Raw genomic sequence first — 21,498 nt, forward strand, 5'->3', positions numbered from 1 at the left:
GGTCCTCAGACGGTGCGCACGAGGGTGCCCGCGTCCTGGAGCGCGGTGACCTCGGCGGATGCCGCCGAAGCGTCGGTGACGAGGGTGTGCAGGAGCGTGACGGGGCCGACGTGGGCGTAGGCGGTGTGGCCGAGCTTGCTGCCGTCGGCGGCGACGATGATGCGGCGGGCCGACGCGATGCCGGCCTTCTTCACGGCGGCGTCGTCGAGGTCGTAGGCGGTCAGGCCTTCGGCGGCGCTCAGACCGCAGCAGCCGATGACGGCCGTGTCGAAGCGCAGCGCCGCCAGGGACGCGAGAGTGAGCGGTCCGGTGAGTGCGCCCTCGGCGGACCGGGGCTGCCCGCCGGGCACCATCAGGGTGGCCGGACCCGGGTTCTCGCCGAACACGTGGACCGCCTGCAACGACAGGGGCATCACGGTGACGGGCCGGCGGCGCAGCAGGTGGGCGACCTCCACGCAGGTGGTGCCGCTGTCGAGGAGGACGGTCTCGCCGTCGGCGACGAGCGAGGCGACCTCGGCCGCGATGCGGCGCTTGGCGTCGACGGCCTCGTGGGCACGGAGCGCGAAGGGCGGCTCCTCGCCGCGGAGCAGCAGGGTGCGGGCCCCGCCGCGGACCCGTTCGAGGACTCCTTGGGCGGCCAGCGTGTCGAGGTCGCGCCGAATGGTCATCTCGGAGGCACCGGTCAGTTCGGCGAGCTCCTGAACAGTGCTCCTGCTCGACTCCCTGACGGTCTGCGCGATCACCCTGTGCCGCTCTGCGTTGCTCATGGCTCGATTGAACACCACATCGAACGAACATGTCTCATGATTGGAAACGCCGTTTTCAATCACTCGGAATGTTCGGTACGGTGGGTTTCATGAGTCATTCGCTTCGTCTCGCCCGTTCGGCGACCTTCGTCTACTTCATCCTCTGCGGCACGTTGATGGGGGCCTGGGTGGTGCACATCCCGGCCATCGAGGAGCGCGTAGGCATCAGTCACGCGACGCTCGGCGGGCTGCTGGTGCTGCTGGGGCTCGGGGCGTTCGCCGGTATGCAACTGGCCGGGCGACTGACCGACCGTCTCGGGGCGCGCACGGTCATCCCCGCGGCCGGCGTGCTGTGCAGCGCGACCCTGGTGCTGCCCGGCCTCGCTCAGGAGCCGTGGACGCTGGCGGGTGCCCTGCTGGTCTTCGGCTTCTGCAACGGCTGCCTGGACGTGAGCATGAACGCCCACGCCGTGCACGTGGAGAAGGCGTACGGCCGTCCGGTCATGTCGGCCTTCCACGCCACGTTCTCGGTCGGCGGCGTCCTCGCCGCGCTCGTCGGGGCGGCCGCGGCGAGCGCCGGCCTGGAGCCCGTCGCGAGCATGGCTGTCGTGGGGGTCCTGGGCATCGTGATCGCCCTGGTACCGGTACGCGCCCTGCTGCCGGCCGCACCCCGGCCCGGCACGGATACCGGCGCAGGCGGCACGGAGAAGGACGAGCGCGCGCCGGCCGCCGAGCGCCGGCCTGCCGGCAGCCGTATCTGGGCCCTCGCCGCCCTCGCGCTCATGGTCATGCTGTGCGAGGGAGCCGCGAACGACTGGAGCGCGTTGCACCTGAAGGACATCCTGGGCGCGTCCGCGAGCACGGCCGCCTTCGCGTACGGCACCTTCGCCGCGACCATGACCATCGGCCGGCTGTGCGCCGACCGGCTCGTCGGGCGGTTCGGGTCCCTGGCGATCCTGCGCTACGGCGCGGCCCTGGCCGCCGTGGGCATATCGGTCGTGGCCCTGGCTCCGTGGATGTGGGCCGCGTTCGCCGGCTGGGCGCTCTTCGGCCTCGGGCTGTCCGGCTGTGTCCCGCAGCTGTTCAGCGCGGCCGGCCACGCTGATTCGTCAGCCGCGGGGACCAACGTCTCGCGCGTCGCCGGGCTCGGCTACGTCGGCATGCTCGCAGGGCCGGCCGTCATCGGCTGGCTGACCCATCTCGTGCCCCTGAACCACGCCTTCCTGCTGCTCGCGCTGCTGTCTGCGATCACTTCCGTGGCAGCCGTGGCCCTGCGCACCGGCTCCGGCCGGACGAGCGAGCCGGCGACAACCGGCGACGGTCCCCTCGGGGCACGGGGGGACCGGTAACCATGACCAGCGACCGGCGCATCGTGCTCTTCGACCTGTTCGGAGTCATCGCCCGCCACCAACGTCCGGGCTCCCTGAAGAAGATGGCCGCCCGCTGCCACGCATCCACCGGCGCCTTCACCACGGCCTACTGGGCCTGCCGCCGGCCCTACGACGCCGGCTGGTCCGCGACCGCGTACTGGACCGCCGTACTGCGCTGGCTGTCCCGGCCCGTCGACGCCGCCACGATCGAGGAGCTGCGCCTCATCGACATCGACAGCTGGTCACGCGTCGACCCCCGGATGGTCGCCTACGTCCGGTCCCTGCGCGGCGTCGCCGAGGTCGCCCTGCTGTCCAACATCCCCGCGGACCACGCGGAGGCCTTCCTCGCCGCGCAGCCCTGGCTCCACGAGCTGGATCACGTCGCCTTCTCCGGCAGGATCGGAGCGGCGAAGCCGGATCCGGCGGCTTTCCGGCACTGCGTCGTGGCCATGCGGGCCGCGCCGGCGGACTTCCTCTTCGTCGACGACCGCGAGGAGAACGTGCGCGCCGCGCGGGCCGTCGGCCTGAACGGGCACGTCTTCACTGATCGCGACGAGTCGGCGCGAGCCATCGGCGCCTGGTTGCGCCGCAGGTGATCCGGTCGGGCACGGCATCATTCGCGGCCGTCACACTCGCCCGCACACTGCGGCCGACCCGCCCCCGACGGGCCCGGCGTCCTGGCGCCGGGCCTGTCGCCAGGACGGTCAGTACGGGTAGAACCCCGAGCCGGTCTTCCGGCCGAGCCGGCCCGCGTCCACCATCCGCTGGAGCAGCGGGGGAGCGGCGTACAGCGGCTCCTTGTACTCGGCGTACATCGAGTCGGCGACCGAGGCCACGGTGTCCAGGCCGATCAGGTCGGCGAGCTTGAGCGGGCCCATCGGGTGGGCGCAGCCCATCTCCATGCCGTTGTCGATGTCCTCGCGGCTGGCGATGCCCGACTCGAACATCCGGATCGCGGAGAGGAGGTACGGAATCAGCAGCGCGTTGACGACGAAGCCGGACCTGTCCTGGGCGCGGATCGGGTGCTTGCCGAGTATGTCCTGCACCACGGCCTCGGCGCGCTTGACCGTCTCGTCGGACGTGGTCAGCGCGGGGATCAGCTCGACGAGCTTCTGCACCGGGGCCGGGTTGAAGAAGTGGATGCCGATGACCCGGTCGGGGCGCGAGGTCGCGACGGCCAGCTTCACCAGCGGGATCGAGGAGGTGTTGGAGGCCAGGATCGCGTCCTGCCGGGTCACCACCTGGTCCAGCACCTGGAAGATCTCGGTCTTGACCTGTTCGTTCTCCACGACGGCCTCGATGACGAGATCGCGGTCCGCGAACTCGCCGAGGTCGGTGGTGAAGCTGAGGCGGCCGAGGGTCTCGTCGCGCTCCTCCTCGGTGATCTTGCCGCGCTCGGCGGCCTTGGAGAGGGAGTTGTAGAGCCGGGTGCGACCGATCTCCAGCGCCTCGCCGGTGGTCTCGGCCACTCTGACATCGAGGCCGCTGCGGGCACACACCTCCGCGATGCCTGCGCCCATCTGGCCGCAGCCGACCACTCCGACGCGTGCGATGTCCGCCATAGAGTCCGTCACCTCGTGCCTTTCACTGTTCTCCGTGCGGCGGCATCCGTTCGGTTCCGGGCTCCGCCTCGACCCCACGACGTTACTCCGCGCCCCGCACGGGATCGCAGGCCGGGGCGCGCACGCGCGGCCCCGGCCGGTGTTTCCGGGGGCCGGACGAGGACAGAGAGACGGCAGGTGCGAAGAAATGCGGCAAATCGCCAGAAGGAGCTTTGTGGCCGGTGCGGCCGGGGCGGCGGCAGCGGTGGTGGCCTCGGGCTCGGTGGCCGCCCAGGCGGCCGCGGACCCGCCGGGCGAGCGGCGTGCGGAGGAGGCGGGCGCGCCCCGCGACACGCCGCGGCGTGAGCTGCGAGGGATGTGGGTGGGGACGGTCGACAACCTCGACTGGCCCTCGAAACCGGGGCTCTCCGCCGCCGCGCAGGAGGCCGAGCTGATGGCCTACCTCGACGAGGCCGTCGACCGCCGGCTGAACGCCGTGATCCTCCAGGTCCGCCCGTCCGCCGACGCGCTGTGGCCCTCCTCGTACGAGCCGTGGGCCAAGTGCCTCACCGGCGTCCAGGGCAAGGACCCCGGCTGGGACCCGCTGGGGACCGCGGTGCGGGAGGCGCACAGCCGAGGCCTGGAGCTGCACGCCTGGTTCAACCCGTACCGGGTCGCCAACCACACCGACCGCTCCCGGCTGGCCGCCACGCACCCCGCCCGGGTGCACCCCGACTGGGCGCTGCCGTACGGCGGGAAGCTCTACTACAACCCGGGCCTGCCAGAGGTCCGCAGCTTCGTCCAGGACGCGATGCTGGACGCGGTCCGCCGCTACGAGATCGACGCCGTCCACTGGGACGACTACTTCTACCCCTACCCGGTGGCCGGGCAGTCCTTCGCGGACGACGCCGCGTACAAGAAGCACGGTGCGGGCTTCGCGAGCAAGGCGGCCTGGCGGCGCTCCAACACCGACAAGCTCGTGCAGGAGACCGCCCGGCGGATCAAGACGGTCAGGCCGGGCGTCCGGTTCGGCATCAGCCCCTTCGGGGTATGGCGCAACGCCTCGACCGACCCGCTCGGCTCCAGGAGCGCGGCGGGGGTGCAGACCTACGACGATCTGTACGCCGACACCCGAGGCTGGATCAAGAAGGGCTGGATCGACTACATCTGCCCCCAGCTCTACTGGAACATCGGCCTCACCGCCGCCGACTACGCCGTGCTGGTGCCCTGGTGGAACGAGGTGGTACGGGGTACCGGCGTCGACCTCTTCATCGGAGAGGCGCTCTACAAGGCGGGCGACCCGGCCCAGCCCAAGGCCTGGCAGGACCCGGCGGAGCTCTCCCGGCACATCGACCTCGCCGCGAAGTACGACCAGGTCCGCGGCCACGCCTACTTCTCGGGGAGGGCGGTGGTCGCGGACCGGATCGGTGCGATGGAGCGGGTGGTGGCCGACCACTACCGCTCGCGGGTGCGCCCGCCCGGCTGACCGGGCCGGGTGCCTTGTGGCGCCGGGGCCCCAGGGTCCCGGCGCCCGGGGGGCCTCGTCGTGCCGGACGACGCTTCCCTAGGGTCCCGGCGCCCGGGGAGCCTCGTCGTGCCGGACGACGCTGTCGGGGCCCGGGGCCAGGAGATGTTCATGTCCGTCGTCGAAGCGGACGCGGTAGGGGGGAGTGCCCCCGTCCCCGAGCACCTCGACGATCTCTGCGACCCGGTCGTGCTGCCCCACGGTCCTGCCGTGCGTCACCAGCCGGTCGCCCGTGTGTGCCTCCATCGGGAGTGACCTCCTCACGGGTGGCGGTCCATGTCGACAAGTCTATGTCCGAGCCGCCGGCCCCCCGGTGCGGTCACCTGCCGCGCCCGGTGCCGCCCGTGCGCTGGGTGGCCGCGATGCAGAGGAGCACCGCGACAGCCGCCACCGGTGCGGCCGCCGACACCTCCTCGCCGAGCAGCAGGTACGACCAGACCAGCGTCAGCAGCGGCTGCGCGAGCTGCAGCTGGCTGGCCCGCGCCACCCCGATCTCCGCCATGCCCCGGTACCAGACGTACAGCCCGAGGAAGGTCGAGCAGGCCGCGACCCAGACCACGCCGATCACCCCGTGCGCGGTCAGCCGCACCGGCTCGTACGGCAGTGCGAGCGCGGTGCCTGCCACGGCGAGCGGCAGGGTGAGGATCAGCGCCCAGCCGATCACCTGCCAGCCCGGCATGGCCTTCGCCAGTCTGCCCCCTTCCGTGTACCCGGCCGCGCACACCAGCAGGGCCCCGAACAGGAAGAGGTCCCCGGCAGAGAGTGCGCCGCCGCTCTGCAGCACGGTGAAGACGATCACCACGCCCGCGCCGGTGACCGCCGCTGCCCAGAACGCGCGGGAGGGCCGCGAGCCGGTCCGCAGCGAGGAGAACACCGCTGTGGTCAGCGGCAGCAGCCCCACCACCACGGCCGCGTGCGAGGTCGTCGAGGTCCGCAGTGCCAGGGTGGTCAGCAGCGGGAACCCCACCACCACCCCGCCCGCGACGACGGCGAGCCCGGCCCAGTGCCGCCGCTCCGGCACCCGCACCCGGGCCGCGAGGAGCACGCCGCCCGCGATCACGGCGGCCAGCAGGCTGCGCAGCGCCACCAGGGACCACGGGCCGAAGCTCTCCAGGCCCCACGCGGTGGAGGGGAAGGTCAGCGAGAAGGCGAGCACCCCGAGCCCGGCGAGCAGCGTGCCGTTCGGCCCCGTACGCCGGCTGCCGAGCTCACCGCCCGGCGCGCGGTCCGCGCGGTCCGCGCCGTCCGCGCCGCCCGTCGTGGGGCCGACCGTTATCGTGCTGCTGGGAGTAGCGCTATCCTCTGCTTTCATGCATGAGCGTAGCAGTGTGGCTGATCTGGCCAGCTCTCTCCGCAGTGAACTGAACCGCTACTCGCCCGGTGAGAAGCTGCCATCGAGCCGCGCCCTGGTGGAGCGCTTCCGCGCGAGCCCCGTGACGGTCTCGCGGGCCATCGCGCAACTCGCCGCGGAAGGGCTCGTCGTCACCCGCCCCGGCTCCGGCGCGTTCCGGGGGCAGCCCCGGAGCGCCGCGCCTGCGCCCGGGGACACCTCGTGGCAGGAGGTGGCCCTCAGCGGTGACGGCGGCCCCGAGGTCGTACCCCGCAGCGTCGACGCCTCGGGCGTCCTGGCCACCCTGGCGGCCCCGGCTCCCGGCGTCATCGAGTTCAACGGCGGCTACCTCCACAGCTCGCTCCAGCCGGAACGCGCCCTCGCCGCCGCCCTGGCGCGGGCCGGCCGGCGCGAGGGCGCCTGGGGCCGTCCGCCCGCCGAGGGGCTGACCGGGCTGCGCGCCTGGTTCGCCCGCGAGATCGGGCCCGCGCTCACCGCCGCCGACGTGCTGATCACCGCCGGAGGGCAGAGCGCCCTGGCCACCGCGTTGCGCGCGCTCGGCAGCCCCGGCGCCCCGGTGCTCGTGGAATCGCCCACCTACCCGGGCATGCTGGCGGTGGCACGGGCCAGCGGGCTGCGGCCCGTGCCGGTCCCGGCCGACACCGACGGCGTACGCCCCGAGCTGCTCGCCGCCGCCTTCCGGGCCACCGGCGCCCGGGTCCTCGTCTGCCAGCCGCTGTTCCAGAACCCGACCGGCGCCGTCCTCGCCCCGGCCCGGCGCGCCGAGATCATCCGGATCGCCAGGGAGGCGGGGGCGTTCGTCATCGAGGACGACTTCGCCCGCCGGCTCGTCCACGACGACGCCGGACCGCTGCCGCCACCGCTGGCCGCCGAGGACCCCGACGGAGTCGTCGTGCACGTCTGCTCCCTCACCAAGGTGACGTCGCCCAGCCTCAGGGTCGGTGCGCTCGCCGCGCGCGGCCCGGTACTCGAACGACTGCGTGCCATCCAGGTCGTCGACAGCTTCTTCGTCCCCCGGCCGCTCCAGGAGGCCGCCCTCGAACTCGTCGGAACACCGGCCTGGAGCCGTCATCTGCGCGCCCTGGCGGCCGAGTTGTCGGCCCGTCGCACCGCGATGACGACGGCGCTGCGCCAGGAGCTGCCCGCTCTCGCGCTCCCGCACGTCCCGGCGGGCGGCGGCAGCCTCTGGGTGGGCCTGCCCGGCAGCGGGCCCGGCGCCGACGAGTCCGCCATGGTCTCCGCGGCCCTGCGCGCCGGTGTCGCCATCGCGCCGGGACGGCCCTACTTCTGCGCCGAACCCCCGGCGCCCCACGTCCGGCTGAGCTATGCGGCGGTCGCCGGGACGGCCGGCATCGCGGAGGGCGTGCGACGCCTGCGCACGGCCTGGGAAGGCGCCCTCGGCGCGCCGGAGGCTACGCTCGGGCCATGACGGAAACCCCCCAGCAGCGTTACGAGATCTCGTCCGACCCGTCCCGGCTGGACCCGGCCCGCATTCACAACTGGCTCTCCACCGACGCCTATTGGGCCCTCGGCCGGACCCGGGAGCGCCAGGATCTGGCCATCGCGGGCTCCCTCGGCTTCGGCGCGTACGACCTCGCGACGGGCGAACAGGTGGGCTACGCAAGGGTGGTGACCGACTACGCCACCTTCGGCTGGCTCTGCGATGTGTACGTCGACCGCGCAGCCCGCGGCCACGGACTCGGCGCCGGCCTCGTCGTGGCGGCGCGCGACCACCTCGCCGAGGCCGGTGTCCGCAGGGTCGTGCTCGCCACGGAGGACGCCCACGGCGTCTACGAGAAGGTCGGTTTCAAGCCGCTCGACAGCCCGGACAAGTGGATGTCCCTCAAGCTCGGGTGATCCGGAAGCGCTTCCGGCCGCTCTCTTGACCTGCGGGGCGAACGGCTCCACGATCGCGGCCATGAGTGTTCGAGTCTCACTCGTCGCCGCGGCGCGCAACTCCTCCCTGCTCGGCGAGCGCTTCGACGACGACCGGCCGCTCGACGAGACCGGCTGGCACGAGGTGCAGTTCGCCGCCCCCGCCCTGCTGCACCTCGGGGCGGCCGAGCTGCGCTACTGCTCACCGACCGCCCGCAGCCGTGCCACCGGCCAGGCGCTCGGCTTCGCCCCGATGGTCCAGCCCGCCCTGCGCGACTGCGACATGGGCCGGTGGCGCGGCCTCACCCTCGCCGATGTCACCGCGCGCGAGCCCGCGGCCGTGGACGCCTGGCTCGCCGACCCCAGGTCCGCGCCGCACGGCGGCGAGACGCTGCTCGCGTTCATTTCCCGGATAGGCGGCTGGCTGGACACCCGGCCCGCCTGCGACGGTCTGATCGTCGCCGTCGCCGAACCGGCCGTCGTCCGGGCCGCCCTCGTCTACGCGCTGCGGGCGCCGCCCTCGACGTACTGGAACGTCGACGTCCGCCCCCTCTCCACCGTCACCCTGACCGGCCTGCCCCGCCGCTGGAGCCTGTGCCTGGAGGCCGGGGCCCGCTGACGGCGCCGGACCGGTCCGGGGCGGGATCGGGGCGCACCACGTCTTCCCGCCGGTCCGACCAGTCGGTACGTTGGCCGGTGAACGGGGCCGACCGGTCGCGCCCCAGGACCTGTCGTCAAACTGCCGTCTGCCGGGCGACGACGGCAGTTTGACGACAGGCCCGAGCGAGGGAGGCCACGTGCCGGCGGTCCACGGTCACTGCGACGAGCGGTTCCTCGCGGTGCGCGCCGCCTTCGAGGCGAACTTCCGCGAGCGCGACGAACTCGGCGCAGCGGTCACCGTCCTGGTCGACGGGCAGCCGGTGGCCGACCTCTGGGGCGGCTGGGCGGACGGCGCCCGCACCCGGGCCTGGGAGCGGGACACCCTCGTCAACGTCTGGTCGACCGGCAAGGGGCCGACCGCGCTCTGCGCCCACATCCTCGCCGACCGGGGCCTGCTGGACCTCGACGCCCCGGTCGCCGCGTACTGGCCCGAGTTCGCCTCGGCGGGCAAACAGGGCGTGCTCGTCAGGCATCTGCTCTCCCACCGCGCCGGCCTGGCCGGGCTCCGCGAACCCCACACCCTGGACGAGCTCTACGACTGGGAGCTGACCTGCGCCCGGCTGGCCGCGACCGAACCGTGGTGGGAGCCCGGCACCCGGTCCGGCTACCACGCGCTCACCTACGGCTTCCTGGTCGGTGAGGTGGTCCGGCGGGTCAGCGGGCTGCTGCCGGGGGAGTTCCTCCGCCGGGAGGTGACCGGCCCGCTCGGCATCGACTTCACCATCGGCCTCCCCGAGGCCGATGCGGGGCGCGCCGCCGAACTCGTCGCCCCGAAGCCGGACCGTGCCCGGCGGGCGGCGGTCTTCGCCCTGATGGAGCCGGTCGCCGTCGCCTCGCTGCTCAACCCGCCCAGCGGCGCGGCCGCCGCCAACACCCCCGCGTGGCGGGCGGCCGAGATCCCCGCGGCCAACGGTCACGGCACGGCCCGCGCGGTCGCCGCGCTGTACGCCCTCCTCGCGGGCGGCGGCGGCCCGGAGAGCCGGCCCGTCCTCTCGGAGAAGGCCGCCGAACGGGTCCGCGAAGGTCAGGGGAGCTGCCGCGACCTGGTGCTGGGCGCGGGCTTCGAACACGAGACGGAGATCGCGCTGGGGCCCTGGCTGAGCGGCCCCAACGGCTCGTACGGCCCCAACCCGCGGGCCTTCGGCCACGACGGCGCGGGCGGCTCCTGCGGACTGGCCGACCCGGAGGCCGGGATCGCCCTGGGGTACGTCATGAACCGGATGGGCCCGCTCATCGCCGACGACCCGCGCAAGAGGGCGCTGATCGACGCCGTCTACGCGTCGCTCTGAGCGGTTGCGGGACCGGCCCCCTCACGGCGAGGTCAGCGGCGGGACAGACTCGCCCTCGGTGTCGATGTGCGGGAGCACCCGGTCCAGCCATCCGGGAATCCACCAGGCGCCGCGGCCCAGCAGTGTCATCACGGCGGGCACCAGCAGCAGCCGGACGATGGTGGCGTCGATGAGCACGCTGACCGCCAGCCCGAGACCGAGCATCTTGATCACGACGGTGTCGCTGAGGATGAAGGCGGCGAACACACTGACCATGATCAGTGCGGCACAGGTGATCACCCGGGCGGTGATCTCCAGCCCGTGCGCCACGGCGTCCTTGCTGTCCCGGGTGCGCAGCCAGGCCTCGTGCACCCGGGTGATCAGGAACACCTCGTAGTCCATGCTCAGGCCGAAGACGATCGCGAACATCATCATCGGTACGTAGCTCTCGATGGGCACCGTCCCCGAGACGCCCAGCGACGGCCCGCCCCAGCCCCACTGAAAGACGGCCACCACCACCCCGTACGAGGCAGCGATCGACAGCAGGTTGAGGATGGCCGCCTTCAGCGCGACCAGCACGCCGCGGAACACGATCAGGATGATGACGAAGGCCAGCGCGACCACCACGGCGATGATCAGCGGGAGCCTGCTGACGATGATGTCGAGGAAGTCCTCCTGGGCTGCGGTCGTACCGGTCACGTAGGCGGAGGCCTTCGTGCCGGACACGCCCTTCGGCAGCACGTCGTCCTTGAGGTGGTTGAACAGGGTGGTCGTGCCCGCGTCCTGCGGGGCCTGCGACGAGACGGCGGTGCCGACGAGGAGGTCGTTGTCCGACGTCGCGCTGAGCGGGCTCACGCTGGCCGCGCCGGGTACGCCGGTGAGCGCCTTCTGCAGGCTGCTCGCCAGCGCCGAGCGGTCGTCGGCGGGCACCGCCCGCTGGTCGACGACCAGGGTGAAGGGACCGTTGGCGCCCGGCCCGAAGCCGGTGGAGATCAGGTCGAAGGCGCGCCGGTCGGTGAAGTTCGACGGATCGGCTCCGTCGTCGATGTGCCCGAGGCGGATGGAGAACAGCGGGATCGCCAGTACCCCGACCACGACGAGCCCCGCGAGCAGGAACCACCAGGGCCGCCGCTCCACCCGCCGGGCGTAGCGGTGCCAGCCGCCCTGCGAGGCGGTGCCGGGAACGGCCCCGCCCTCCGCGACCGGCGGCCGGACCCGGTAGCGGTCGATCCGCCGGCCGATGAGGCCCAGCAGGGCGGGGACCAGGGTGACCGCGCCGATGACCGCGGTGACGACGGTGACCGCGGCGGCCGCCCCCAGCTTGCCGATGAAGCTCACCCGGGACACGTACAGCCCGGCCAGCGCGACGATGACGGTGCAGCCGGAGACCAGCACGGCACGCCCGCTGGTGGCCACGGCCCGGCCGGCGGCCCGGACCGGGTCGCCGCCGTCCATGACGAGCTGGCGGTGGCGGGTGATCAGGAACAGGGCGTAGTCGATGCCGACGCCCAGCCCGATCATCGTGGCGAGCGTGGGGGAGACGCTCGCGAACGTCGTGGCCGCGGCCACCAGCGACAGGACGCTCAGCCCGACGATCACGCCGATCAGCGCGGTCACCAGCGGAACACCGGCGGCGATGACGCTGCCGAACCCGATGAGCAGCACGACCACGGCGACGGCGAAGCCGATGGCCTCGCTGGTCAGATCCTTGGTCTCGGGCCTGGCGAGCTCGCCCAGCGGGCCGCCGTACTCGACGTCGACCCCGGCGGCGCGCAGCGGTTCGACCGCCGTGTCGACCCGGTGGAGATAGCCGGTGCCCAGTGAGGTCGGGTTCACGTCGAACCGCACGGTGATGTACCCGGTCTTCCCGTCCTTGGACAGGGACGTCGACGTCGGGGAGGACGAGGACGGCAGCGGGTTCTGGGCGGACAGCACGTGCGGCAGTTTCTGCAGGTTGCCCACCACCTGGCCGACCTGGCCGCTCACATCGGTCAGGGGCTTGTCCGCGTCGTGCAGGACCACCTGGGCGCCGGTGCCGCCCGCGGCGGGGTCGTGCGCCCGCAGCAGCTCGGCGCCGGTGTTCGACTGGGTGCCGGGCAGGTTGAAGTCGTCGGAGTACGTTCCCCCGAACGCGCTCTGGAGGGCGTGCAGGCCGCCGAGGGCGACCAGCCAGGCGATGATCACCATGACGAAGTGGCGGGCACACCATTCGCCGAGCCGGAGCAGCCACCCCCCGCGCGGTTTCGCCGTTGCCGCGTACGTGCTGCTGCTGGGCGGGGCCATGCGTTCTCCCGGAGGAAGGGACGGGCCGTTCAGCCGGGGCGCGCCGCGTCCCCCGTGTGCGACGCGCCGCGTTTCCCTGTGTCCAATTCGAGAACGTAGATGGAGCCGCGGGGCCAGGGGCCGCGACACGTGCGGCGGAGCGGTCCGTTCCGCCGCACGGCCGGTACGCGGCGCGCGGTCCCGGCCTGCCGCTCAGCCCCGGCCGGTCAGCTCTCGTCCTGCGCGGCGACGATGAGCGCGAGCGCCTCGGTGATGGCCGTCTCCGTGGTCGCTTTGTCGACACCGAGGCCGGTCAGCAGCCCGGCGCCGTCCTCGTGCTCCAGCAGGGCCAGCAGGATGTGCTCCGTCCCGACGTAGTTGTGCCCCAGCCGCAGCGCCTCGCGGAAGGTGAGTTCCAGCGCCTTGCGGGCGTCGGCGTTGTAGGGGAGGAGTTCGGGCAGCTCCTCCCCGGAGGCGGCCGGGAGCGCGGCGGTGGCGGCCTGGCGGACCGTGTCCAGGGTCACCACCTGGGCCTTGATGAACGCGGCTCCGAGCCCTTCCGGCTCGCTGAGCAGCCCGAGCACGAGGTGCTCGGTGCCGATCTCGCTGTTGCCCGCGGCGCGCGCCTCGTTCTGCGAGGCCATCACGACGTTCTTGGCGCGCGCGGTGAAGCGGCCGAAACCCTGGCTGGGGTCGAGGTCGTTCGTCTCGCCGGGGTTCTTGGCGACGAACCGCTTCTGCGCCGCCTGCCGGGTGACGCCCATGCTCTTGCCGATCTCCGTCCAGGAGGCGCCGGAGCGCCGGGCCTGGTCCACGAAGTGACCGATCAGGTGGTCGGCCACTTCGCCGAGGTGGTCGGCGGCGATGACGGCGTCCTGGAGCTGGTCCAGTGCGTCGGGGTGGACCTTCTTGATGGCTGCGATGAGGTCGTCGAGGCGGACCGGGGCCGTGGGACCAACTGGCTTCGTCATGTGTCAACCTTAGGTTGACAGTGGAGAGGGTGTCAACCTTCCGTTGACAGCGCCTTCCGTTGACAGTGCGCGCCCTGTCGAAGTCCTGGAGAGGCGCCGGAAAAGACGGAAGCGCCGGCCGACGGTGTTCGTCGGCCGGCGCTTCCGGTCAGCTGTTCAGTCGGCGGACCGGGATCAGAGGGTCCCGGAGTCGGCGATGGTGACCTTCGCCTTGGTCTGGCCGCTCTGCGAGCCGAGGCCCTCGATCTTGGTGACCAGGTCCATGCTCTCCTGGTCGGCGACCTCGCCGAACACCACGTGCTTGCCGTCCAGCCACGAGGTCACGATGGTCGTGATGAAGAACTGCGAACCGTTGGAGTTCGGGCCGCTGTTCGCCATGGAGAGCAGGCCGGGCTTGGTGTGCGCCAGCTTGAAGTTCTCGTCGGCGAACTTCGGGCCGTAGATGCTCTTGCCGCCGGTGCCGTCGCCCCGGGTGAAGTCGCCGCCCTGGAGCATGAACTCGGGGATGACGCGGTGGAAGGACGAACCCTTGTAGCCGAAGCCGTGCTCGCCGGTCGCCAGCTGGCGGAAGTTCTCCGCGGTCTTGGGAACGACCTCGTCGTACAGGTTGAAGACGATCCGCCCGGCGGGCTCGTCGTTGATGGTGATGTCGAAGTAAACCTTGCTCGTCATGGAACCATCCTGACATCCGGCCGCACCGGCCCGACGGGCGGGCGCGGCGAAACACCGCTCACGGGTTACGGGCCGGCCGCATGTGGTCCACCCGGCCGGTGCACGCGACAACGGCGCCGCACCGGCCGAGGCGGCTCCCCGTCACACTCCGGTACTGCCGTCGATCCGCTCGCGGAGCAGGTCGGCGTGGCCGCTGTGCCGGGCGTACTCACCGATCATGTGCGTGTAGATCCACCGCAGGCTCACCTCGCCGCCCATGAAGGCAACGGTGTCCTCCAGGGACCGCGCGGCGCAGTTGGCACGGGACAGGGCGACCTCCTCCCGCCAGGCCGCGAGGGCCTGTGCGAAGGAGGCGTCGGCGGCGACCTCGAAGCCCCCGTCGTGACCGCCGGAACCGGCCGGTGCGGGGTGGGTGGGCGCGGCGTCCTCGGCGGCGAGCACCCGGCGGAACCAGTTCCGCTCGACCTCGGTCAGGTGCTGGACCAGCCCCAGCAGCGTCAGCGACGACGGTGCCACGGACGTCTCCCGGGCCTGCTCGTCGGCCAGGCCCTCGCACTTCACGGCCACGGTCGCCCGGTAGAAGTCGAGCCAGCTCTCCAGGTTGGTGCGCTCGTCGGCGTTCAGGGGCGGCATCGTACGTTCGGTGTGCGTCATGATCACCGATGGTGCCAGCCGGGTCTGACAGCCGGGCCGCTACGGCCGCCGGCGGGGCTTCCCGCGCTTGGCGCCCGCAGCGCCCTTAGCACCCCGGGAACCGCCCTTGGCCCCCTTCGCGCCACCGGAACCGCCCCGGGCACCCTTCCCCGCCCCGGCGCCGGCCCCGGGCTTGCGCCGGGCACCACCGGTCTCCGCAGCCTTGCGCGTCGGCTTCTGCGCGGGCGGCGTACCGCGGCCCCGGGTGCTGTTCACGGTCCGGCCCCGGACGATCCCGATGAAGTCCTCCACCAGATCGGTGGTCCGGTCCTCCGGCCACGACAGCGCGATGCGCGACTCGGGTGCGCCCGACAGCGGCCGGTACGTCAGGTCCTTGCGGTGGTGCAGGCGGGCGAGCGACTGCGGGACGGCGAGGACGCCCACCCCGGCCGCCACCAGCTCGACGGCGTCGGCCGTCGTGGCCGGGCGCTCGATCGCGGGCCGGCCGGGCAGCCGCTCCCAGCCGAGGGTGTCGTCCAGCGGATGCAGCACGATCTCGTCGGCCAGATCCTCGACGGAGATCTCGTCGACCGCCGCCACCACGTGGTCCTTGGGGATCACCACCACGGTCGCCTCGGTGTAGAGGGGGATCGCGCTGAGGTCCGTCCGGTCCACCGGCAGCCGTACGAAACCGGCGTCGGCGCCGCCGTCGAACAGCAGCTCCGAGGCCTCGGCGGCGGGCACCGGTACGAGGGCGAGGGGGATGTCGGGCAGGCGCTCGTTCCAGATCCGCACCCACTTGGTGGGGGTCACCCCGGGGACGTACGCGAGCCGGAACGAGGGGGTTGCTTCCGAGCCTGTCACCCCGCCAGGTTACCGGTCGTGGTCAGCGGTGGCGCACACGCTCGATACTCTTGACCCCATGACGTCGCACCAGACCACCCAGACAATGAAGCCCGCGACCGCGGCGAAGAAACTGGGTGTGTACCTCGAAGCCACACCCGCCGAGTTCCAGGAGGGTGTCGTCTCGCGCGCCGAGCTGGCGGCCCTGCAGTCCGATCCGCCCGAGTGGCTGCGGGAACTGCGCAGCAACGGCCCCCACCCCCGGCCGGTGGTCGCCGCCAAGCTCGGCGTCTCCATCTCCGGTCTCGCGCGCGGTGGCGTCACGGACGCCCTCACCACCGAGCAGATCGAGGCGCTCAAGCAGGACGACCCCGAGTGGCTGCGCACGGAGCGCGCCACCCAGGCCGAGGTCCGCAAGGAGACCGTTCGGATCAAGGAGCGGAACGCGGAGCGCAGCAGCCGGCCGCAGGAACCCCGTTCCTGACCCCGGCCGCTGAGCCCGCCCTGCGGATGGCCCGCGTTCCGGTCGAACGGAACGGGGGCCATCCGCATGTCGTCGCGACGGCGGGAAACGGACACGTCTCCCCGCCGCGCGGACAGCGCACCGCACCGCTCAGCGCGTGGCGAGCAGCGTCAGCGTGTCGATCACGCGGTTCGAGAAGCCCCACTCGTTGTCGTACCAGGCGGACACCTTGATGTGGCGGCCCTCGACCCGGGTGAGCGCCGAGTCGAAGATCGACGAGGCGGGGTTGCCCGTGATGTCGGACGACACGAGCGCGTCCTCGGAGTACTCGAGCACACCTGCCAGCGGCCCCTCCGCCGCGGTCCGGTAGGCCGCCAGCACCTCGTCGCGCGTCACGTCGCGGGCCACCGTGGTGTTCAGCTCGACGATCGAGCCCACCGGAACAGGCACCCGGATGGAGTCGCCCGACAGCTTCCCGTCCAGGTTGGGCAGCACCAGGCCGATCGCCTTGGCGGCGCCGGTCGTCGTCGGCACGATGTTGATCCCGGCGGCGCGGGCGCGGCGGGCGTCGCGGTGCGGACCGTCCTGGAGGTTCTGCTCCTGCGTGTAGGCGTGCACCGTCGTCATGAAGGCGTGCTCGATGCCGGCGAGCTCGTCCAGCACGGCGGCCAGCGGCGCGAGGGCGTTGGTGGTGCACGAGGCGTTCGAGACGACGGTGTGCAGGGCGGGGTCGTACGCGTCGGTGTTGACGCCGTAGGCGAGCGTGACGTCCGCGCCGTCCGACGGGGCGGCGACGAGCACCCGCTTCGCGCCCGCGTCGAGGTGGGCACGGGCGGCCTTGGCCGACGTGAAGCGGCCGGTCGCCTCCAGCGCGATGTCGACGCCGAGCTCGGTCCACGGCAGCTGTCCCGGTTCGCGCTCGGCGAGCACCTTGATGCGGCGGCCGTCGACGACGAGGGTGTCCCCGTCCACGCTCACCGGGCGGCCCAGCCGTCCGGCGGTGCTGTCGAACGCCAGCAGCCGCGCCAGCGCCGCGGGCTCCGCGAGGTCGTTGACGGCGACGACTTCGAGGTCGCTGTCGCGCTCCAGCAGTGCGCGCAGCACGTTGCGTCCGATGCGGCCGAATCCGTTGATGGCGATGCGAGTCATGTGAGAGTCCCTTTCTCCTCGCTTTCCAGCATCGCGCTCGCCCCACGCCTCTGACAGCGGCGTGATCGCCATGGTCCGTAAGGATCCCGCCACACCCTGCGCCAGCTACTCGCCCTGCGCGAAGGTGCGCCGGTACTCGCTCGGCGTGGTGCCCAGAATGCGCTGGAAGTGCAGCCGCAGGTTCGCGCCGGTGCCGAGGCCGGCCTCGGCCGCGATCTGCTCGACGCCCCGCTCCGAACGCTCCAGCAGCTCCCGGGCCATGTCGATCCGGGCGCGCATGACCCACTGCATCGGGGTGTATCCGGTGTCCTCGGTGAAACGCCGCGAGAACGTCCGGGGCGACACCGCGGCGTGCCGGGCCAGTACGTCGAGGGTGAGGGGTTCGCCGAGCCGGTGCAGCGCCCACTCGCGGGTCTCCGCGAACCGTTCACCGAGCGGCTCGGGCACGCTGCGCGGCACGTACTGGGCCTGACCGCCGCTGCGGTAGGGCGCCGCGACCAGGCGCCGGGCCGCGTGGTTCGAGGCGGCGACCCCGAGGTCGCCGCGCAGCACGTGCAGGCACAGGTCGATACCCGATGCGGCGCCCGCCGACGTCAGTACCCCGCCCTCGTCGACGAACAGGACGTTCTCGTCGACCCGCACGAGCGGGTACTTGGCCGCGAGCGCCCTCGTGTAGTGCCAGTGCGTCGTGGCGCGCCGGCCGTCCAGGAGGCCGGTGGCGGCGAGCGCGAACGCCCCGGTCGAGATCGCGGCGAGGCGCGCGCCCCGGTCGTGGGCGGCGATCAGCGCGTCGATGACGGCCTGCGGCGGGCTCTCCCGGTCGGGATGCCGGTAGCCGGGCACGAAGACGATGTCGGCCCAGCCGAGCGTGTCGAGCCCGTGGGTGACGTAGTACGACAGGCCGTCACCGCCGGCCACCGGACCGGGCGCAGCACCGCACACCCGTACCTCGTACGGCATGCTCGCGCGGGTCGTGAACACCTGGGCGGGAATGCCGACGTCGAGCGGCTTCGCCCCGTCCAGGACGAGGACCGCGACGCGGTGCAGGCGGGGGGCTGGCATGGAAATGGAGGGTACGCGGCGCAGCCCCGGCCGGCGCTCAGGCGGGAGTCTCGGCCGGCGCGAGGAACGGGTCCAGCAGGCGCAGCAGCTCGTCGGGCCGGTGCAGCGGAATGATGTGCCCGCAGTCCTCGACGACATGGCCGACGAGACGGTCCGCCACCGGGCGCAGCTGCTGTTCGAGCGCCCTGCCGACGGGCCGGGCGCCGATGGCCATGGTGGGCACGGTCAGCCGGCCACGACGGGTGGCGTCCAGGATCTGTCCCGCGCTCGACGGCAGGGAGCGGTAGTACGAGAAGGCGCACCGCAGCGCCTCGCTCCCGTCGTAGGCGTCGAGGAAGGCCGCGCGGACGGCGGGCTCGACGCCGTCCCCGAGGGTGCCGGCGTCGAGGAACCAGTCGATGTACCGGCCCTCGTTCCCGCTGAGCACGGCTTCCGCGAGACCGGGCTCGCGGTGGAAGCCGAACCACCACGGTGGCCCCTGCGCAAGGAACTCCTCGGCGCCCGGGAGCCTGCCCAGCAGCGATTCCATGACCACCAGTTGCCGGACGAGCCCGGGGCGGCGCATGGCCAGCAGAAAGGCCGGCGGCGCACCCGCGTCGATGCCGACGACGGCTGCGGAACTCTCCCCCAGCGCGTGGAGCAGGGCCTCGGCGTCCGCCGCGAGCGTGCCGGCGTCGTAGCCGTCCACCGCCCGGGTACTGGCGCCGAACCCCCGCAGATCCGGTGCGATGACCCGGAACCGGGCCGACAGGCCGTCCATGACGTGGGTCCACAGCCGCCAGGTGTGCGGGAAACCGTGCAGCAGCAGGATCGCCGGGCCCTCCCCGGCGACGGCCACGTTGATCTCGATGCCGTTGGCCGCGACCCGCCGGAGCTCGGGGCCGGCCCGGTGGGGCCGGGGGCGGCTGAGGGGACTCGACGGGACGGGCACGGTGGACTCCAGATCGGTTCGGGCGATGCGGCCGGCGGCCGAGGACGGTTACCATCGGTGACTACAAAACGATAGGTAACTACTGCGGGAGTGCCAAGACGGCACTTCCGGTTCAGGTGGTGAGCTCCAGGTGACCCCTCCGGCGCAACGGCACCCGCAAGGGACCCACGGAGATCTGTTCGACCCGAAGTGCCCGACCCGCGGCCTGCTCGACCGGATCGGCACGAAGTGGATGTCGATGGCCGTCAAAGTCCTCGCGGAGGCGTCCCCGCAGGAGGTGCGCTTCGCGGAACTGCGGCGCCGGATGCCCGGCATCTCGCAGAAGATGCTCTCCGTCACCCTCCAGGGACTGACCCGCGACGGCCTGGCCGACCGCCGGGTGGAGCCGACGGTGCCGCCGCGTGTCCACTACCGGCTCACCCCGCTCGGCCTGTCCCTGGAGGAGCCGCTGGCCATGGTGCGCGCCTGGGCGGAGGAGCACATGGCCGAGATCAGCCGCGCCAACCGGGAGAACGAGGAGAACGAGGGGGAAGCGGAGAACGACGCGGCCCCCTCGCGCCCTGCGGCCGGCGGCGGCAGGGTGGGGACATGAGCGCGGATGACGGGAACATGCTGGCCGGGTCACGAGTGGCGACCAGGCTGCCGGCCCATGATCTGGACCGGGCGCGACGCTTCTACTCCGCGATGCTCGGGCTGGAGCCCGTGGACGAACGGCCCGGCGGCCTGCTGTACCGGTGCGGCGGTGTGGACTTCGTCGTGTTCCGGTCGACAGGGGCCTCGTCCGGGGCCTTCACCCAGATGGCGTGGGAGGTCGACGACATCGAGGCAGCCGTCGCGGAACTGAGGCGCCGGGGCGTGGTGTTCGAGGACGTCGACGCGCCCGGATTCCGTACGAGGGACGGGATCGCGGAGGTCGAGGGGAACTACCCGGGCAAGGACGCCAGGGGCGAGCGCGGCGCCTGGTTCCGGGACAGCGAGGGAAACCTGCTGGCCATCGGCGAACCGGTCAGGTGACCGGGAGCGGCCGGTGGTCCGGAGCACCCACCTCGACCCGGCGTGGGCGCGGGAACGGGGGCTCGACCCGGCGCCGTACGAAGCCGTCATCGAGCGGTTCGCCCGCACCGGGGACTGGACGGCCGGCTGACGGCAGCGGGCACCCCGGGCCGCCCCTCCCGCTCCTCGGCCGTGACGACAGGGCCGTCCCGTAATGTGCTGGGGTGACAGAATTCAACGTCCTTGGTGACAGCGCTGGTTGGCAGAGCGACTTCGAGCGGCGGCTGACCGCCTCGCACCTCGCGGCCGGGCTCGACGACACCGCGACGCGGCGCATGATCGAGGAGACACGCGGCAAGCTCGGCGGCTGGACCGTCGCCGGCATCACGGACTCCGGGACCCGGGTGGGATACGTCGCCGTGTCGGTCGAGGACGACGACGGGGCGCCCGCAGGACGCATAGGCGACCTCCGCGTCGAGGCGGAACACACCGGACGCGGGTACGAGGAGGCCGCCCGGGACTGGGCCGAGGCATGGTGCGCGGAGCGCGGCGCGGGCCGGGTGGACATACGGATCACCGAGCCGGCCGGCGCCCTGTTCGACGGGTACGGGATCCGGGGCCAGCTCAGGGCGCGCCGCATCGCCTCCCCGCCCGAGCCGGTGGACGGGGTCACCGCACGGCCGATGACGCCGGCCGAGTACCCCGAGTGGCTCGCCGCCGAGAAGCTCGCCTACGTCGACGACATCGTCCGGGCCGGGGCCATGAGCCCAGAGGACGCCGCACGCAAGTCCGACGACGACTTCGCCAAGCTGATCCCCGGGGGCCTGGCGACGCCCGGGACCACGCTCCTGGTCCTTGAGGCGGCGGGCGGGCCGATCGGCACCGGCTGGCTGAAGCACGGGCATTTCCCCGGGGTCACGTACGGCTACTCGCTCCACATCGAGGAGCGCTGCCGGGGCAAGGGGTACGGCCGGGCCGCGATGGCGGCCGGTGAGCAGGCGACGCTCGCGGCCGGTGACTCGGTGCTGATGTTCACCGTGTGGGGCGGCAACGAGGTGGCGATGAACCTGTACACGAGTGTCGGCTACCGGATCGTGGAGGAGTACAGGTCCCTCGGTCTGCCCCGGTCCGCGGCCTGAGGGGGCCCGGAGAAGGGGCGCCCGGCGGGACGTTCGCGGTGGGC

Annotated in this window: 23 protein-coding genes; 11 read left to right on the forward strand and 12 right to left on the reverse strand. The window is 72.7% G+C overall.

All coding sequences use genetic code 11. The annotated features are described in order from the left end of the window. Window positions 1-5: 5 nt before the first annotated feature. The gene (locus EDD93_RS27635) at window positions 6-767 is read right to left on the reverse strand and encodes a DeoR/GlpR family DNA-binding transcription regulator (protein ID WP_123528215.1); all 762 of its coding nucleotides are present in this window, start codon (window positions 765-767) and stop codon (window positions 6-8) included. Between the two features lie 89 nt (window positions 768-856). Here EDD93_RS27635 and EDD93_RS27640 point away from each other — a divergent pair, with 89 nt between their 5' ends. Together EDD93_RS27640 and EDD93_RS27645 are read left to right on the forward strand one after the other, a co-directional pair. Next, complete coding sequence (locus tag EDD93_RS27640) at window positions 857-2,095, forward strand: MFS transporter (protein ID WP_260255969.1); 1,239 nt, start codon at window positions 857-859, stop codon at window positions 2,093-2,095. 2 nt (window positions 2,096-2,097) lie between these two features. Beyond that, window positions 2,098-2,712, forward strand: coding sequence for an HAD family phosphatase (locus EDD93_RS27645; RefSeq protein WP_123528217.1), 615 nt, complete (start codon window positions 2,098-2,100; stop codon window positions 2,710-2,712). A 108-nt stretch (window positions 2,713-2,820) separates the two neighbouring features. On the opposite strand, the gene EDD93_RS27650 is transcribed toward EDD93_RS27645, so the two are convergent. After that, window positions 2,821-3,678, reverse strand: a complete 858-nt coding sequence (locus tag EDD93_RS27650) for a 3-hydroxybutyryl-CoA dehydrogenase (protein ID WP_123528218.1) — start codon at window positions 3,676-3,678, stop codon at window positions 2,821-2,823. Window positions 3,679-3,865: 187 nt separating this feature from the next. On the opposite strand from EDD93_RS27650, the gene EDD93_RS27655 reads away from it, so the two are divergent. Further along, a complete protein-coding gene (locus tag EDD93_RS27655; protein ID WP_185092547.1) occupies window positions 3,866-5,143 on the forward strand; it encodes a glycoside hydrolase family 10 protein in 1,278 nt (425 codons plus the stop codon). A gap of 78 nt (window positions 5,144-5,221) precedes the next feature. Here the strand turns inward: EDD93_RS27655 and EDD93_RS27660 are convergent, their stop codons facing one another. Continuing rightward, complete coding sequence (locus tag EDD93_RS27660; protein ID WP_123528220.1) at window positions 5,222-5,428, reverse strand: DUF1918 domain-containing protein; 207 nt, start codon at window positions 5,426-5,428, stop codon at window positions 5,222-5,224. Between the two features lie 73 nt (window positions 5,429-5,501). Next, window positions 5,502-6,494: a DMT family transporter gene (locus EDD93_RS27665; RefSeq protein ID WP_123528221.1), complete on the reverse strand. Its 993-nt coding sequence runs from the start codon at window positions 6,492-6,494 to the stop codon at window positions 5,502-5,504. Between EDD93_RS27665 and EDD93_RS27670 the strand changes: the two genes are divergently transcribed. The 4 genes from EDD93_RS27670 (at window position 6,493) to EDD93_RS27685 (ending at window position 10,357) form a co-directional block, all read left to right on the forward strand. After that, complete coding sequence (locus tag EDD93_RS27670) at window positions 6,493-7,962, forward strand: PLP-dependent aminotransferase family protein (protein WP_123528222.1); 1,470 nt, start codon at window positions 6,493-6,495, stop codon at window positions 7,960-7,962. The genes EDD93_RS27665 and EDD93_RS27670 overlap by 2 nt on opposite strands. After that, complete coding sequence (locus EDD93_RS27675; RefSeq protein WP_123528223.1) at window positions 7,959-8,390, forward strand: GNAT family N-acetyltransferase; 432 nt, start codon at window positions 7,959-7,961, stop codon at window positions 8,388-8,390. Before EDD93_RS27670 ends, EDD93_RS27675 begins: the two co-directional genes overlap by 4 nt. 61 nt (window positions 8,391-8,451) lie before the next feature. Then, complete coding sequence (locus EDD93_RS27680; RefSeq protein ID WP_123529391.1) at window positions 8,452-9,027, forward strand: histidine phosphatase family protein; 576 nt, start codon at window positions 8,452-8,454, stop codon at window positions 9,025-9,027. A gap of 178 nt (window positions 9,028-9,205) precedes the next feature. Next, entirely contained in the window at window positions 9,206-10,357 is a 1,152-nt protein-coding gene (locus EDD93_RS27685; RefSeq protein WP_123528224.1) for a serine hydrolase domain-containing protein, read from the forward strand. A 21-nt stretch (window positions 10,358-10,378) separates the two neighbouring features. Here the strand turns inward: EDD93_RS27685 and EDD93_RS27690 are convergent, their stop codons facing one another. The 5 genes from EDD93_RS27690 to EDD93_RS27710 all read right to left on the reverse strand — a co-directional run bounded on the left by EDD93_RS27690 (window position 10,379) and on the right by EDD93_RS27710 (window position 15,738). Next, window positions 10,379-12,619, reverse strand: coding sequence for an MMPL family transporter (locus tag EDD93_RS27690; RefSeq protein WP_123528225.1), 2,241 nt, complete (start codon window positions 12,617-12,619; stop codon window positions 10,379-10,381). Between the two features lie 206 nt (window positions 12,620-12,825). After that, a complete protein-coding gene (locus EDD93_RS27695; protein ID WP_123528226.1) occupies window positions 12,826-13,569 on the reverse strand; it encodes a Clp protease N-terminal domain-containing protein in 744 nt (247 codons plus the stop codon). A gap of 174 nt (window positions 13,570-13,743) precedes the next feature. Beyond that, window positions 13,744-14,241 carry a peptidylprolyl isomerase gene (locus tag EDD93_RS27700; protein ID WP_123528227.1) on the reverse strand — a complete coding sequence of 166 codons (498 nt, stop codon included), beginning with the start codon at window positions 14,239-14,241 and terminating at the stop codon, window positions 13,744-13,746. A 141-nt stretch (window positions 14,242-14,382) separates the two neighbouring features. After that, window positions 14,383-14,895 carry a DinB family protein gene (locus tag EDD93_RS27705; RefSeq protein WP_123528228.1) on the reverse strand — a complete coding sequence of 171 codons (513 nt, stop codon included), beginning with the start codon at window positions 14,893-14,895 and terminating at the stop codon, window positions 14,383-14,385. A gap of 39 nt (window positions 14,896-14,934) precedes the next feature. Then, entirely contained in the window at window positions 14,935-15,738 is an 804-nt protein-coding gene (locus tag EDD93_RS27710) for a LysR family substrate-binding domain-containing protein (RefSeq protein ID WP_123528229.1), read from the reverse strand. Between the two features lie 58 nt (window positions 15,739-15,796). On the opposite strand from EDD93_RS27710, the gene EDD93_RS27715 reads away from it, so the two are divergent. Next, complete coding sequence (locus EDD93_RS27715; protein ID WP_123528230.1) at window positions 15,797-16,201, forward strand: DUF5997 family protein; 405 nt, start codon at window positions 15,797-15,799, stop codon at window positions 16,199-16,201. Between the two features lie 129 nt (window positions 16,202-16,330). On the opposite strand, the gene gap is transcribed toward EDD93_RS27715, so the two are convergent. The 3 genes from gap to EDD93_RS27730 form a co-directional block, all read right to left on the reverse strand. Beyond that, a complete protein-coding gene (gene gap / locus EDD93_RS27720) occupies window positions 16,331-17,329 on the reverse strand; it encodes a type I glyceraldehyde-3-phosphate dehydrogenase (protein WP_123528231.1) in 999 nt (332 codons plus the stop codon). A gap of 105 nt (window positions 17,330-17,434) precedes the next feature. Beyond that, window positions 17,435-18,391: a GlxA family transcriptional regulator gene (locus EDD93_RS27725; protein WP_123528232.1), complete on the reverse strand. Its 957-nt coding sequence runs from the start codon at window positions 18,389-18,391 to the stop codon at window positions 17,435-17,437. 37 nt (window positions 18,392-18,428) lie between these two features. Further along, window positions 18,429-19,322 (reverse strand): alpha/beta fold hydrolase, encoded by an 894-nt coding sequence (locus tag EDD93_RS27730; protein ID WP_123528233.1) that lies wholly within the window; start codon window positions 19,320-19,322, stop codon window positions 18,429-18,431. Window positions 19,323-19,452: 130 nt separating this feature from the next. On the opposite strand from EDD93_RS27730, the gene EDD93_RS27735 reads away from it, so the two are divergent. The 3 genes from EDD93_RS27735 (at window position 19,453) to EDD93_RS27750 (ending at window position 21,454) form a co-directional block, all read left to right on the forward strand. Continuing rightward, window positions 19,453-19,914 carry a helix-turn-helix domain-containing protein gene (locus tag EDD93_RS27735; RefSeq protein ID WP_123528234.1) on the forward strand — a complete coding sequence of 154 codons (462 nt, stop codon included), beginning with the start codon at window positions 19,453-19,455 and terminating at the stop codon, window positions 19,912-19,914. Beyond that, entirely contained in the window at window positions 19,911-20,336 is a 426-nt protein-coding gene (locus EDD93_RS27740) for a VOC family protein (RefSeq protein WP_123528235.1), read from the forward strand. Before EDD93_RS27735 ends, EDD93_RS27740 begins: the two co-directional genes overlap by 4 nt. Window positions 20,337-20,539: 203 nt before the next feature. Then, complete coding sequence (locus EDD93_RS27750; protein ID WP_123528236.1) at window positions 20,540-21,454, forward strand: GNAT family N-acetyltransferase; 915 nt, start codon at window positions 20,540-20,542, stop codon at window positions 21,452-21,454. The last annotated feature ends 44 nt before the right edge of the window (window positions 21,455-21,498 follow it).

The sequence above is a fragment of the Streptomyces sp. 840.1 genome (genome assembly GCF_003751445.1).
In the GTDB taxonomy this organism is placed as follows: domain Bacteria; phylum Actinomycetota; class Actinomycetes; order Streptomycetales; family Streptomycetaceae; genus Streptomyces.

What these genes read in the sequence shown, in the direction of transcription:
- EDD93_RS27635 (WP_123528215.1), bottom strand. Translation starts at nt 767, where the DNA reads ATGAGCAACGCAGAGCGGCACAGGGTGATCGCGCAGACCGTCAGGGAG.
- EDD93_RS27640 (WP_260255969.1), top strand. Translation starts at nt 857, where the DNA reads ATGAGTCATTCGCTTCGTCTCGCCCGTTCGGCGACCTTCGTCTACTTC.
- EDD93_RS27645 (WP_123528217.1), top strand. Translation starts at nt 2,098, where the DNA reads ATGACCAGCGACCGGCGCATCGTGCTCTTCGACCTGTTCGGAGTCATC.
- EDD93_RS27650 (WP_123528218.1), bottom strand. Translation starts at nt 3,678, where the DNA reads ATGGCGGACATCGCACGCGTCGGAGTGGTCGGCTGCGGCCAGATGGGC.
- EDD93_RS27655 (WP_185092547.1), top strand. Translation starts at nt 3,866, where the DNA reads ATGCGGCAAATCGCCAGAAGGAGCTTTGTGGCCGGTGCGGCCGGGGCG.
- EDD93_RS27660 (WP_123528220.1), bottom strand. Translation starts at nt 5,428, where the DNA reads ATGGAGGCACACACGGGCGACCGGCTGGTGACGCACGGCAGGACCGTG.
- EDD93_RS27670 (WP_123528222.1), top strand. Translation starts at nt 6,493, where the DNA reads ATGCATGAGCGTAGCAGTGTGGCTGATCTGGCCAGCTCTCTCCGCAGT.
- EDD93_RS27665 (WP_123528221.1), bottom strand. Translation starts at nt 6,494, where the DNA reads ATGAAAGCAGAGGATAGCGCTACTCCCAGCAGCACGATAACGGTCGGC.
- EDD93_RS27675 (WP_123528223.1), top strand. Translation starts at nt 7,959, where the DNA reads ATGACGGAAACCCCCCAGCAGCGTTACGAGATCTCGTCCGACCCGTCC.
- EDD93_RS27680 (WP_123529391.1), top strand. Translation starts at nt 8,452, where the DNA reads ATGAGTGTTCGAGTCTCACTCGTCGCCGCGGCGCGCAACTCCTCCCTG.
- EDD93_RS27690 (WP_123528225.1), bottom strand. Translation starts at nt 12,619, where the DNA reads ATGGCCCCGCCCAGCAGCAGCACGTACGCGGCAACGGCGAAACCGCGC.
- EDD93_RS27695 (WP_123528226.1), bottom strand. Translation starts at nt 13,569, where the DNA reads ATGACGAAGCCAGTTGGTCCCACGGCCCCGGTCCGCCTCGACGACCTC.
- EDD93_RS27700 (WP_123528227.1), bottom strand. Translation starts at nt 14,241, where the DNA reads ATGACGAGCAAGGTTTACTTCGACATCACCATCAACGACGAGCCCGCC.
- EDD93_RS27705 (WP_123528228.1), bottom strand. Translation starts at nt 14,895, where the DNA reads ATGACGCACACCGAACGTACGATGCCGCCCCTGAACGCCGACGAGCGC.
- EDD93_RS27715 (WP_123528230.1), top strand. Translation starts at nt 15,797, where the DNA reads ATGACGTCGCACCAGACCACCCAGACAATGAAGCCCGCGACCGCGGCG.
- gap (WP_123528231.1), bottom strand. Translation starts at nt 17,329, where the DNA reads ATGACTCGCATCGCCATCAACGGATTCGGCCGCATCGGACGCAACGTG.
- EDD93_RS27725 (WP_123528232.1), bottom strand. Translation starts at nt 18,391, where the DNA reads ATGCCAGCCCCCCGCCTGCACCGCGTCGCGGTCCTCGTCCTGGACGGG.
- EDD93_RS27740 (WP_123528235.1), top strand. Translation starts at nt 19,911, where the DNA reads ATGAGCGCGGATGACGGGAACATGCTGGCCGGGTCACGAGTGGCGACC.